The 12,601-nt window shown below is 55.1% G+C and carries 9 protein-coding genes and 1 pseudogene; 6 read left to right on the top strand and 4 right to left on the bottom strand.

Translation table 11 applies throughout. From position 1 onward, the window contains the following. Nucleotide 1: 1 nt before the first annotated feature. A complete protein-coding gene (locus HBH25_RS12170) occupies nucleotides 2-283 on the bottom strand; it encodes a GNAT family N-acetyltransferase (RefSeq protein WP_168084176.1) in 282 nt (93 codons plus the stop codon). 435 nt (nucleotides 284-718) lie between these two features. Here HBH25_RS12170 and HBH25_RS12165 point away from each other — a divergent pair, with 435 nt between their 5' ends. Beyond that, nucleotides 719-970, top strand: a complete 252-nt coding sequence (locus HBH25_RS12165; RefSeq protein ID WP_168084175.1) for an Lpp/OprI family alanine-zipper lipoprotein — start codon at nucleotides 719-721, stop codon at nucleotides 968-970. A gap of 69 nt (nucleotides 971-1,039) precedes the next feature. Here HBH25_RS12165 and HBH25_RS12160 read toward each other — a convergent pair whose 3' ends face one another. The 3 genes from HBH25_RS12160 to HBH25_RS12150 form a co-directional block, all read right to left on the bottom strand. Further along, a complete protein-coding gene (locus HBH25_RS12160; RefSeq protein WP_168084174.1) occupies nucleotides 1,040-2,002 on the bottom strand; it encodes a L,D-transpeptidase family protein in 963 nt (320 codons plus the stop codon). 95 nt (nucleotides 2,003-2,097) lie between these two features. Beyond that, entirely contained in the window at nucleotides 2,098-2,394 is a 297-nt protein-coding gene (locus HBH25_RS12155) for a hypothetical protein (protein ID WP_168084173.1), read from the bottom strand. Between the two features lie 92 nt (nucleotides 2,395-2,486). Next, on the bottom strand, nucleotides 2,487-3,092 hold the full coding sequence (locus HBH25_RS12150; RefSeq protein WP_168084172.1) for an arylesterase: 606 nt from the start codon (nucleotides 3,090-3,092) through the stop codon (nucleotides 2,487-2,489). An 11-nt stretch (nucleotides 3,093-3,103) separates the two neighbouring features. Between HBH25_RS12150 and HBH25_RS12145 the strand changes: the two genes are divergently transcribed. The 5 genes and pseudogenes from HBH25_RS12145 (at nucleotide 3,104) to gmtZ (ending at nucleotide 12,601) form a co-directional block, all read left to right on the top strand. Further along, nucleotides 3,104-3,787 carry an ABC transporter ATP-binding protein gene (locus HBH25_RS12145; protein WP_168084171.1) on the top strand — a complete coding sequence of 228 codons (684 nt, stop codon included), beginning with the start codon at nucleotides 3,104-3,106 and terminating at the stop codon, nucleotides 3,785-3,787. Further along, a complete protein-coding gene (locus tag HBH25_RS12140) occupies nucleotides 3,787-6,294 on the top strand; it encodes an ABC transporter permease (protein WP_168084170.1) in 2,508 nt (835 codons plus the stop codon). Before HBH25_RS12145 ends, HBH25_RS12140 begins: the two co-directional genes overlap by 1 nt. Before the next feature lie 14 nt (nucleotides 6,295-6,308). Further along, a pseudogene (gene greB, locus HBH25_RS12135) lies at nucleotides 6,309-6,455 on the top strand (transcription elongation factor GreB); the annotation flags it as partial. A 723-nt stretch (nucleotides 6,456-7,178) separates the two neighbouring features. Next, on the top strand, nucleotides 7,179-8,522 hold the full coding sequence (gene gmtY, locus HBH25_RS12130) for a gamma-mobile-trio recombinase GmtY (RefSeq protein ID WP_168084169.1): 1,344 nt from the start codon (nucleotides 7,179-7,181) through the stop codon (nucleotides 8,520-8,522). Between the two features lie 104 nt (nucleotides 8,523-8,626). Beyond that, entirely contained in the window at nucleotides 8,627-12,601 is a 3,975-nt protein-coding gene (gmtZ, locus tag HBH25_RS12125) for a gamma-mobile-trio integrase GmtZ (protein WP_168084168.1), read from the top strand.

The raw sequence follows: 12,601 nt of genomic DNA, 5'->3' as shown, positions 1-12,601 counted from the left end.
GTTACAGCTTTGCAGCGCGACGCTGGTGACGCTCCATGTACCGCTCTACGTACGAGCAGGACGGGATCACCGTATAACCCATGCCTTCAGCGTAGGCCAACGCCGTTTCAGTCAGCGCGGCCGCAATGCCACGGCCCCGAAGCGCATTGGGCACAAAGGTGCGGTAGATATCCAGTGTCTGCTTACCCAGGTCCATGTAGGTCAGGTAAGCACGGTGACCGTCCACATTGGTTTCGAACTGATGACCTGCCTGGTCATGATGAATGGACAGCGCCTCGCTCATGTCGAATCCTCGCGGGTCTTGGAGTTAGACCCTTACCATACCGCTGTTTCTACGCCTTTGGAACCATTGCCCACTAAGGCGCACCTGTCGCAACCGGCAGGCCTTGGATCACATGCCTGTGTTTATGAACCGCCTTGTAGCCTTTGGTTGCATAATCTTGGCTTGACAGTAAAAGCCGCATTGAGTTCATAACTAAGTTTAGTTGCAAGTGTGAGGTGCAAGTGCCCTTCAACTTCAAAATACCCTGCCACCCCCACCCAGCCTGGCCAAAGGCGGTATGGGGGCGGCTTTTCCGAGGCCTTGAGCAGCGTATTTTTTGCTGTTTCTTGCGGACACTGAGTTTACTTACTACAAGTAATGAGTACTATGTACGCCGGCCAGTTTCTCATACTGAGAAATGGCTCTTAAATAGAAAGTCCTTTGAAGGGGAACACGATGAACAACGTTCTGAAATTCTCTGCTCTGGCTCTGGCTGCCGTTCTGGCTACCGGCTGCAGCAGCGCGTCCAAAGAGTCCGAAGCTCGCCTGACCGCGACCGAAGACGCTTCCGCCCGCGCCCAGGCACGTGCCGACGAAGCCTATCGCAAGGCTGACGAAGCACTGGCTGCTGCCCAGAAAGCCCAGCAGACTGCTGACGAAGCCAACGAGCGCGCCCTGCGTATGCTCGACAAGGCTAGCCGCAAGTAATCCTTCGGGACCTTGCTGCAAAAAAAAGCCGGCCCTCTCAAGGGGCCGGCTTTTTTATTGCGCGCCAGTTTAAAACGGCGTGACAGGGGCCGTAGTTACAGCAGGGCCACTAGGGGCGCCGATGACCACCGGCAGGCCATCTTCAGCGCCGATCACATCACGCACCCGATCCCAGTCGACACTGACCACACCGGTGAGGTCCTTGCGGTTCACCAAGGCGTTGACCACAGCCGTGTGCTTGTCTTCCCGCGAAGGGTCGCCTTCTGCATCCAGTGGCGTATGAGCTTCCAGGTAGACCTGGCCCGCACTCACGCCAAACTTGTAGGGTTCGTTGATGATACGTACAGGCGTGCCGACTGGAACCATCGTGGACAGTTCCAGTACGTTCTCGTTGTACATGCGGAAGCACCCGTGGCTGGTGCGCGTGCCTATGCCAAATTTCTTGTTCGAGCCATGGATCAGGTACCCTGGCAGGCCCAACCCGAACTTGTAAGGCCCCAGCGGGTTATCCGGCCCTGGTGGCACGACGTTGGGCAACGGATCGCCATCGGCCGCATGCTCGGCTTTCACCGACGCTGGAGGGGTCCAGGAAGGGTTGGCGACCTTGGAAATGATCTTGGTGGTAGCGACAGGGGAGCCCCACCCTTCCCGGCCGATGCCCAGCGGGTAGGTACGCACCACGTCTTCGCCCTTGGGGTAGTAGTACAGGCGGTATTCAGCCAGGTTGATCACGATTCCCGTGCGTGGCCCTGGCGGAAGAATGAACCGCGTAGGCAGCACGATTTCAGTACCTGGCTTGGGCAGCCAGGCATCCACGCCAGGGTTGGCCGCCAGCATTTCGTTGTAGCCCAGGTCGTAGGCCTGGGCCAGGTCGGCAAACGTATCTTCATACTTGGCTGTGACGGTCTGGACCTGGCCCACCACGTCTTCGCCCGCCGGGGGCAGTGGGAATTCCAGCGCTGCGGCCGGCCCTGCCACCAGGGCAGCGGCCAGAGACAGGCAACGGCTAAACGCGGGGAAGCACGGCAACATCCTGGGAAATCCTTAAATGCAATGAACCAAGGCACACGCCGGCGATTGTACACTCAGCCTCTGGCAGTGGGTGAGCCACACGGCCAACGGCGCGCTCAATCGTATTCGTTCTGTAGGCCCGGCCATACGGGCCGGGTTCCCTTGCGCTGGGCAAAAAGAATGGCCCGGCACAAGGGGCACAACCGGGTATCCCGAAAAATGCCGCGGCCCACGGGCTGCCAGCGAGGCTGCGCTGGCAGCAGGCCGCCGCACAATGTGCGATCGATCGACCCTCCCAGCTCCAGTTGCCGGGCGGCCACATGGACGCGCACCTCCTGGCAGGCGAACAGGTCCAGCTGTTCGTCGGGCTCGATCAGTTGGTAGGCGTGCAGGGACCAGGCAGGACGTGGCATAGAGGCTCCGAAAGGGGGCGCAACCTTAGCTCAAAGGCTGGTCGGAGAAAAGAGCCCTTGCAGGCCAAATGCCAAACCTGAAAATGCTCAGGTCATAGCAGCGGCTTGAGGGTAGGCCATACGTTTTCCAGCAGCCTGGGCTGAGCTTCCACGCGGGGGTGAATACCGTCGGCTTGCATCAGTTCAGGTACCCCGCCTACGCCTTCAAGGAAGGACGTTACCAGAGGAATCTGCTTGTCCAGCGCTACCTGCTTGTAAACACCGGTGAACGCATTGATATACGCCGCACCGTAATTGGGTGGCAGTGGCACCCCGAGCAACAGCACACGGGCCCCGCTCTGCCGAGCCTTGTCGACGATCCATGACAAATTCTGTTGCAACTGTGCAGGGGGCTGCCCCCGCAGGCCATCGTTGCCGCCCAGCTCCAGTACTACAAGGTCTGGCGTGTTTGCCGCCAACAGCGGCTCAAGCCGCGCACGGCCGTTGGCGCTGGTGTCGCCGGTAATGGACGCGTTGACCACCCGGTCGGTATAACCCTCATCTCGCAGGCGCTGTTGCAGCAGTGCAACCCAGCCCTTTGAGGTATCCAGGCCGAAACCTGCGCTGATACTATCCCCCAGCACAAGCACAGTCCCTGCAACGGCGCCTTGAGCCAGGCACACCGCCCATAGCACGGCGGCCACTTTCCACATACGCATTCGGAATCTCCATGGGCGCAAGCATTCTCACAGCGCGGAACCTTAGCAAAGTGGTTTCCGGGGCGGAAGGCGATTTGCATATTCTTCAGGCGCTGTCTCTAGAGGTCGCTGCGGGCGACAGCCTGGCCATTGTAGGCGCCTCAGGCTCTGGCAAGTCGACCCTGCTAGGGCTACTGGCCGGGCTGGACCAGCCCAGCGAGGGCGACGTCACCTTGGCCGGCCAGGTGCTCTCAGGGCTGAATGAAGACCAGCGGGCTCAGGTAAGGGCTGAAAACGTCGGTTTCGTTTTCCAGTCGTTCCAGCTGCTGGAAACCCTTACCGCCCTGGAGAATGTGATGCTGCCCCTGGAGCTTCATGGCAGGGCCGATGCACGCACCCAGGCCACGCAGCTATTGCAGCGCGTAGGGCTGGGTGAACGGTTGGGGCACTGGCCTCGTCAGCTGTCGGGCGGGGAGCAGCAACGGGTTGCCCTTGCCCGTGCCTTTGCGGCTGAACCGGCCGTGCTGTTCGCCGACGAGCCCACGGGCAACTTGGACACGCACACCGGTCAGACCATTACCGACCTGCTGTTCACCCTGAACCGCGAGCGCGGCACTACGCTGGTGCTGGTGACCCACGATGAGCGGCTAGCGCAGCGTTGCCGCCGCTGGATCCGGCTGGAGGCGGGGCAACTGATTGCCACCGGGGCCAACTGATGGCTGCAGGCAGTCAAGGCCTGGGGCGCCTGCTGCGACTGGCTGGGCGCCAGCTGGTACGGGAAGCCCGTGCAGGTGAATTGCGTGTGCTGTTCTTTTCGCTATTAGTCGCCGTGGTGGCCAGCACCGCTATCGGCTACTTCGGCGCGCGCCTCAACGGTGCCATGCAACTCCGTGCCACGGAATTTCTGGCGGCGGACCTGGTACTTCAAGGCAGTACGCCTGCCCGCTCCGAGCAGATACGCACCGGCCTGGAGCTGAGCCTGGATCACGCCCGTGTGGTGGAATTCAGCAGCGTGGTCGCCACTGACCAAGGCATCGAACTGGCGAGCGTCAAGGCTGTAGACAGCGCCTACCCCTTGCGTGGGCAGTTGCGCAGTGCAGCCCAGCCCTACGCAGATGAGGTGGAGGGCGGTGCGCCGGGGCGAGGCGAAGCCTGGGTAGAACCCCGCTTGTTGAGCGCTTTGAACCTGAACATTGGCGACACGGTGAGCATTGGCAACACGCACCTGCGCCTGGCACGGGTTCTGACGTACGAGCCCGACCGGGCCGGCAACTTCTATAGCCTAACGCCTCGGGTGATGATCAACCTGGAGGACCTGGACGCCACTGGCGTGGTACAGCCAGGTAGCCGCGTGACGTTCCGTGATCTTTGGCGGGGCGCGCCTCAGAACCTAAAGCAATACCGGGAACTGGTCACGGTTGGCCTCAATGCCAACCAGGTGCTGCGCGACGCCCGAGACAGCAACCGCCAGGTGGGCGGTGCCTTGAGCAAGGCCGAACGTTATTTGAACATGGCCAGCCTGGTCGCGGTGCTGCTGGCCGGTGTGGCCGTGGCGCTGTCCGCCGCACGGTTCGCTACCCGACGCTACGATGCCAGCGCGCTGCTACGCTGCCTGGGCTTGTCCCGGCGCGATGTGATGTGGGTATTCTCCCTGCAACTGGCCATGCTGGGCCTGGTTGCCGCAGTGGCCGGTGCAGCGATCGGCTGGCTGGCGCAGTTCGGTATTTTTGCATTGCTGCACGGCCTGCTGCCTAACGTGGTCCCGGATGGCGGGCTGTTGCCCGCGCTGGCCGGCATCGGCACCGGCATGGTGGCCCTGGCCGGTTTTGCCTTGCCGCCCCTGGCCGCCTTGGGCCGTGTACCGCCCCTGCGGGTATTGCGAGGGGACCTGCAGCCCCTGCCCGCAAGCACCTGGCTCGTCTATGGCAGCGCCCTGGCCGCCTTGGGCCTGATCATGTGGCGCCTAAGCCTGGACCCTTTGCTCACCGTGGCCTTGCTGGGCGCTGGTGCGCTGGCCGCCTTGATACTCGGTGGCATACTGGTGCTGGGCCTTCAGCGCCTGCGCCACGCGTTGGCCCGTGCCACATTGCCTTGGCGCCTGGGCGTAGGGCAACTGTTGCGGCACCCCTTCGCGGCTGCAGGGCAAGCCCTGGCGTTCGGCTTGATATTGTTTGCCATGGCGCTGGTGGCGCTGTTGAGGGGAGAGCTGCTAGACACCTGGCAGCACCAGTTGCCCGCCGATGCACCCAATTTCTTTGCCTTGAACATTCTGCCCGCCGAGCGCGAGGCCTTTGCGGCACAGCTCAAGGCCAATGGAGCCACCGGCGCACCGCTGTACCCAATCGTGGCAGGCCGGTTGACCGCCATCAACGGCAAGCCTGTAGACGAAGTGGTGACCGAAGACAGCCAGGGGCAACGGGCAACCCAGCGGGACCTGAACCTCACCTGGGCCACCGACCTTCCTGCGGGCAATCGCCTGCTCGCGGGCCAGTGGTGGAGCGCTTCGCCTGGTCCGTTGCCAGGCGTTTCCATAGAACAGAAGCTGGCTGAAAGCCTTGGCGTGAACGTAGGGGACACCCTCACGTTCAGTGTGGGCGGTACCGTAAGGGATACCCGCATAGCCAGTATCCGCACCGTGAGCTGGGACAACTTCCAGCCCAATTTCTTCATGATCTTCGAGCCTGGCACGCTGGAAGACTTTCCGGTCACCTACCTCACCAGCTTCTACCTGCCCCCAGGGCACGATGCGCAAGTGGTCGCCCTCGCCCGTGCGTTCCCAGCCATGACCCTGCTACAGGTGCAGGCGTTGCTGGAACAATTGCGCAGCATTCTGGCGCAGGTCACCCTGGCGGTGGAATACGTGCTGGTATTCGTACTGGCGGCTGGGCTGGCTGTGCTGTTCTCGGGTTTGCAAGCCACGCTGGATGAGCGCATTCACCAAGGCGCCCTGCTTCGCGCGTTGGGTGCCAGCCGTCAGCTGCTGGTAAGGGCCCGGCGCATCGAATTCTGCGTACTGGGCATCACCAGCGGCGTGCTGGCGGCCATCGCTGCCGAAGCGGCCAGTTGGGCACTGTACCGTTTTGCCCTGAACCTGCCGTGGCACCCCCATGCCTGGTTGCTGCTGTTGCCATTGCTGGGCGCGCTAGTGGTGGGTGTGGCCGGGGTATTCGGTACCCGGCGAGCACTGACGGCCAGCCCGTTGCAAGTGCTGCGTGAAGGATAGAGAGGGATGTGGGCGTGAGTACCAATATTATTACCCGCAAGGGGTTCGACGCACTGAAGGCCGAGCTGGACGAACTGTGGCGGGTGACCCGCCCGGAGGTGACCCAGAAAGTGCAATGGGCGGCCTCGTTGGGCGACCGCAGCGAGAATGCGGATTACCAGTTATCCATATAGCTCTAGGCATACTATTTTACCTCCCGCATAGCTTGCCCCCTCTCTCCCACGGGAAGTCCCCCACCTCCCAGGGGGGCGTGCGAAATGTCCCAGACGCTGCCCTCTCAACGGTAGAGCCTCTAGCCGCCATCCATAAAGACACTGCTACACCACCATGGGCTAAACGACGCACCTTCAGAGAACGCCCTCCCCCAGACATAAGCCACCGCTCCCGCAAGCCCTAACCCCTATAAGGAAGGCACGCGAAATCTCGCTCAACGACAGATGGCCTCGATCTGCGGTTTCGTAGGCTAGAAGTGAGCAGGTACAAGGGCGACGGTTAATAGCGAGGAAGGTAGCTAGACGCAGGGACGCAGGGACGCAGAGACGCAGGGACGCAGGGACGCAGGGACGCAGGGACGCAGGGACGCAGGGACGCAGGGACGCAGGGACGCAGGGACGCAGGGACGCAGGGACGCAGGGACGCAGGGACGCAGGGACGCAGGGACGCAGGGCTGTATGGACAACCACTGCCGCTACAAAAATATTACATGTATGATTTCCCTTATACGATTAATAATATACTGAGTTTACTATCGTGTCAACTGCTTTTCAGCGCTCAACCTACCTTGACCCTGTGCCGGCAGGCCTGTGGGCAACCCCTAGCCTGAATATCACCGAGCACCTCACCCCCGCCGTGACCAGGACGGTGCGCCCATGAGCGTCCGGTACGTGAAGGTCGACTTCAGAAGCACATCCTCTCCGCAGCCCACGCGCCTGATCGGATTACTAACACGTCACGGTATCCTGACTTCTCTTCTCGAATTCCAAGTCGAGTTTAACTACAGCCGATCTGCGCAAAAGAAATTAAATTCAGCTGTAAAGCTACTCCTCACCTTCATGGAACATTCACCGATAGCCTACTACCGTCCCGTGGAGTTACTACGCGCGTTTAAACAAGCGCTGGATCATGGAACGATCGATGAGAACATGGATGATCCGACTGGACTCTACTGGCCGCCACGCTCTTACGAGGTGATCAGTATCGTGCTGAGGAATCTGACAAGATATTCAGACTGGCTCGCTTTGCAGGACGCACATAGCGCAGTCGTTCTAAACCCAATTAGAGAGGCGACCACAGCCGAGCAACGCATTCATTGGTGCGCGTATCACCATCGCCAGAATAAACGACTCTTAAACCACCTCGAACGGCCTGGGGAAACACAGAAGATCAAATTCTCCCGAGAGGTCAGGAATCCGACAATCTCCTTCATCGATAGTGATGTTGTCAGGTTTCCAAAAGATCGCTTTAATGAGCTGATGACAAGCGGCTTCATCCGCGCCACCGTCAGGTCTGAAGACCCACGCGAAACAACTGATTACAAAGCTCAATGCATGACACTGTTGATGGATGGTGGAGGCCTTCGGGAGTCCGAACTTTTTCATATTTACCTGGATGATATTAAGTATGACACTGTGACCATGAGGTCGATTGTCAGAGTTTTCCATCCATCACAAGGGAAAGCCCCAGAGCATGGTTATACAAATCGCGAAGATTACCTGCGAAGGAAATATAGGCTTCAGCCTAGAACCAACTATCTTTCGAATCAGGCTCTGTACGCTGGCTGGAAGAATCCTGCCATTAACAAAAAGGGAAAGTTTTTAGAAGTTCAGTTTTACCCAGAGTCGAAAGCTATAGAGTTCTCCCTCGCGTATCAGAGCTATCTCCTTTACCAAAGGAAAAACTCTGCCCACCACCCTTTCGCGTTTACCAATTCAACCGGCGCACCGGAAACTATTCAGAATTTCTCACGCCTTCAAAGGGCAGCAGTAGAGCGGATCGGGTTGATATATCGGAAAGACAGGGGAACTACTGAACATGGGCATCGCCACGCATACGCCTTTCGATGCGCAGAGGAAGGAGATTTCACGCAGAAAGAACTTCAGTTCGCTCTTCATCACCGTCACCCTGACTCATGTCTTGTTTATATTCAGTACAGGGACGGAGACCTCAGAGCAAAAATGAAAAAAATTCCTACGCGGTATGTTGAAGACGACCTCTATGACGAGCTTTAAATATGACTCAAATCGCCAAAAGCGTTAGCCATTTGGTATGAAAACATCCCTAAAAGCGCTTGCAAATTAACATAAAAGGCATCAGACAGGAAATATTAAACAGCATGGTAGTTAAAGAAAACAAGTTCTACTCGCTCTCAGAAGCCAGAGCCGCAGTGCGAGCATTAGGGATCACTACCGTTGCAGAGTATCTTCTACGATATAAAGAAGACCCCCGACTTCCATCATCCCTGCCGCGCCAATACGAAGGCGAATGGAAAAGCTGGTACGATCTCCTCAGCCGTAAAAAGAAAAACTTCTATACATATGAAGAAGCCAAGATCGCAATCAAGAAATTGGGAATCAAAAGCACCAAAGAGTATGCAAGTCGGTATAAGGAAAATCCTAGGCTTCCTTGTTCCCCCGCACACCACTACGCTGAATGGAGTGGGTACGACTCATACATGGGAATCCAAAAACACTATAAAACCTTCAAAGAAGCACATACCGCGACATTGAAACACAATTTCAAAAACAAGAAAGATTACATGGAGAACTGCAAGAAAAAAGACACCCTACTTTCAGTTAGTCCATACAACCTCTACGAAGAATGGATCAGCTGGGATCACTACCTAGGAAAAGTCCCAAAGCAAACAAAATATGTCTATGAAGAACTTTGTAAAGTTGTAGTAGAAAACAATGCCGATACCGTAGAAAAATATAATGAACTGTATAAAAACGACATTAGAGTACCAGTGTACTCTTCCCTGAAGAAAAAATACAAAGGACAATATACTGGAATTAAATCACTATTCCACCCCCCCACTAAGATTTATTCTTACCAAGAGGCTGTCGATGCTGTACGAATTTTGGATATCCGAAGCCGAGACGAATTTTTTAAATTTCACAAGCAAGACCCCTCCTTACCGTTCAACCCTGCCCTATACTATACTAGAGAGTGGAAAAGCTGGAATCACTTCCTACCCAAGAAAAAACGATACATCACATTTCGAGAGGCTCATGAGGCCACACAACGACTGGGTATAAAGACCAAAGCGGAATACCTGCAACGGTTCCTAGAGGACGACTCTCTTCCAAGGAGGCCAGAGATTGAATACAAAAAAAAATGGCCTGCCGGAGGATGGGCTGACTTTCTCAAAATATCATACTATGGCAATAGGGAAGTAGCTTCCCAAGCCGCTCGAGACCTTGGCATATCCAGCCTAAAAGAATACTACGAACAAAAAAGCTCCGACCTTAGGCTTCCGCCAAACTTGTTTAAGGCATATCCCGAATGCAGCACTTTCAAGGATTTTATCATCCCTAAAAAATGCAGTACCTTGAAAGAGCTGAAACTAGTGGTAAAAGTTTTGGGAATCAAAAACAGTGTTGAATACCGGGTGGCATGCTCAGAACACTCCTGCTTGCCGTCAGCTCCTTACAGAAGCTTTCCTGACGAATGGACGGACTGGTATGACTTTTGCGATATCCTTAAGCCTCACGACTATGAAACAGCTAAAAAAATAGCTCAATCTGCCAAACTGGCAGGCATGAAAGAATATAAGGACTTTGTCAAAAAGTACAATGACCCAAGGTTACCGCTAACACCGGACAAAGTGTACAATGAGGAATGGGTAAACTGGCCAAATTTCTTAGGAAAAGCGGAGAGGTACACTCTCTCAACCATTCCGTCCTCCCATGAAGCATGGCGCCCTGAATTTGCTGATTTTTTGAGAGAAAAACGCGGCGCCTCAGTCAAAGAAAACTTCTTAGTCAGGATCCTGAGAGATTTCGTCATTCCGATGGGTCTGAGTAATGATCCTAAAATCTTCTACACCCTTGACAAATTTCACATTTCCGATTTTGAAATTTACATAGAATCTCTGCGAGACACCCTTCAGAGAAAGGTTTACAACTGCGCACAAGAATTTAGCACCTTCTTTCTTTCAAAGTACTTTAGCATAGTCTGCGAAGAGACGGGCACAGAAGAAATCGCGCCTGTTGCAAAAAATCCATTCCGAGGTTTCAGCAAAAAGCTTGCACAAGTCGCTAGCAACTCAGAAACTGACAAACCTGCCCTGTCCTACTCTCACATTTGCCGTTTGCGCGATTGGATCATTCCGGAAAACTCGGAGTCATTTTCTGAGTTGGCACACTTGCAAAGGTTTGGCTCAGACTGGTATGACTGCGCCGAGTCTATTCTAGACCCGGACGATAAAAACTGTGTATTCCGTGTAAAAGATGGTAAATACCAAATTTGGTACCCAGCCAATTGGCTCCACTCTTATGCCTTGGCATCAGTGCCTTTGCGGGGAAGACAGATAGCATATAATGACTCCGGCGAAGGCGACCTTGAAATTCCTGTAATTGAAAACGGCGTCATTGTGTGGGTGCCTAATCAATCAAATCTTGCAGGAAAAACTGACAAGCAAGGTTTCTTGAAGAAGTATCCAAACAATGAAATCGGCATGCACATCACGTCTAACAAAACGTCGATCAAACGCGCCAGCTACTCAGTGCCCTGGATGCCTGAAAAGCTCGCGCTATGGGTAATCCGTCTCAGAGAGTGGCAGACGAAGTACAACCCTATCGAACGCCCCATGCCATGGACTGAGACTCACTTCACAAAGCTGGCCAACAGTGATTTAGTTAAGAAAGGGAGCAATTGCTTTCTTTTCAGGGACTTTGGGAGTGAAGAGTGCCCTGGAAGCTTTTCACACAAGCTAGGGCAACGGATTTCGATCGCCTTATATAACAGCCAACCCAGTAATATTTCTCTCGCCACACTTGTGGGGGATGTCGATAAAATCTCATCCTATTACACCATATACACGCCTCACACGATGAGAGTCAGCCTCATTACGGCGTACGTGATGGAGTTCAGGATGCCTATTTCAGCAATTATGAAAATGGCCGGCCACAGCTCACTGATCATGTCGCTGTACTATGTCAAAGTGAACGGGGAACTGCTCAGGGCCAAGTTTAGTGAAGGCGAGAAGCGCGCCCTCGCGGAACAGGCAACTGCGACGTTCCACATGCTTGAACAGGAGCGACTGAACAACATCCAAAGTGACTTTGTTATAAATAACGAAGAAGCCATCACTCGCTTCATGGGAAAAATAGCTCCTGGTAGCGCATTATTCCGAGATTTTGGCATATGCCCATTCGCATCAAACCGCTGCTCTGACGGGTATGGGGAGAATGGAAATTATGAACGTGTTCCAGCAGGGTATCTAGGCTCAGAAAACTGCGTGCGTTGTCGCCACCTAGTCTCTGGCCCCGTCTTTCTTGGGGGACTTCTTTCGCTTGCCAATGAAATATCGTTGGCCGCCACTAAAGCGTTTGAGCAGTTGAGCGAAATTGGAGACACACTAAAAGATCTCAAAGAAAAGATCAGGGAGCAGGACGACCTGCAATTCGACCAACTTTCAGCCGGCCTGACCTTTGACCCAGCAACTAGGAATCATTTGGAGGTCGAGTCAATCAGAGTAGAAGGCCTTTCCGAGGCCTCATCTCGAAAAGCCGACATCTACCTTAGCGACATGAACGCCATCAACCGCCTTATCGTGAAATGTATATCGGTGCTGGGTCAAGGCTCGCTCAACGCGGAGCACCAACCCTTGCAGCTGGTGTTTCAAGCGGAACACGAGACCGTCGTTTCATTCGACGAGGTGTCACTGTTCCAACAATACAGTGAAGTGTGCGAAAACGCAGAAATTTACGTTTCCGCCAATGCTGACCTGGCCATCACGCCCAGAAGCCAGCTCCTGGACAGAATGCTGCATAGAAACAAGTTGAAACCGCTTATGTTTGAACTATCCAATAAACAGCAACTATCCCTAGGAAATCAGCTCGTAAAATTGATGCTTACAAGAACCCAGTCCTGGAGCAAACTCAACAAGCTCATCGACGGCGACCTCCTGATGCAAGACCTTCCAGTAAGTGAGCGCCTGACTTCCGACGCAATCAAAGTGCTGCTTAAAGGTAAAAAAGCGGAGGAGGTCATCACTACCATTTCTGCTGAGAACCCAGAGACTGCAAAAACGCCTAAGCGGCGAACGGAAAGGCGAGTTGCGCTGATAGAATATGAGGATGCATGA

Origin of the sequence: Pseudomonas quercus (assembly GCF_012033695.1) — a bacterium.
GTDB classification, from domain to species: Bacteria; Pseudomonadota; Gammaproteobacteria; order Pseudomonadales; family Pseudomonadaceae; genus Aquipseudomonas; species Aquipseudomonas quercus.
Note: the sequence above shows the minus strand (reverse complement) of the source record. Positions and strands in the feature narration are given on the sequence as shown.

Excerpts from the sequence above, each read along its gene's own strand:
- HBH25_RS12140 (WP_168084170.1), top strand. The coding sequence starts at position 3,787 with ATGGCTGCAGGCAGTCAAGGCCTGGGGCGCCTGCTGCGACTGGCTGGG.
- HBH25_RS12150 (WP_168084172.1), bottom strand. The coding sequence starts at position 3,092 with ATGCGTATGTGGAAAGTGGCCGCCGTGCTATGGGCGGTGTGCCTGGCT.
- HBH25_RS12170 (WP_168084176.1), bottom strand. The coding sequence starts at position 283 with ATGAGCGAGGCGCTGTCCATTCATCATGACCAGGCAGGTCATCAGTTC.
- HBH25_RS12165 (WP_168084175.1), top strand. The coding sequence starts at position 719 with ATGAACAACGTTCTGAAATTCTCTGCTCTGGCTCTGGCTGCCGTTCTG.
- gmtZ (WP_168084168.1), top strand. The coding sequence starts at position 8,627 with ATGGTAGTTAAAGAAAACAAGTTCTACTCGCTCTCAGAAGCCAGAGCC.
- HBH25_RS12160 (WP_168084174.1), bottom strand. The coding sequence starts at position 2,002 with ATGTTGCCGTGCTTCCCCGCGTTTAGCCGTTGCCTGTCTCTGGCCGCT.
- HBH25_RS12145 (WP_168084171.1), top strand. The coding sequence starts at position 3,104 with ATGGGCGCAAGCATTCTCACAGCGCGGAACCTTAGCAAAGTGGTTTCC.
- HBH25_RS12155 (WP_168084173.1), bottom strand. The coding sequence starts at position 2,394 with ATGCCACGTCCTGCCTGGTCCCTGCACGCCTACCAACTGATCGAGCCC.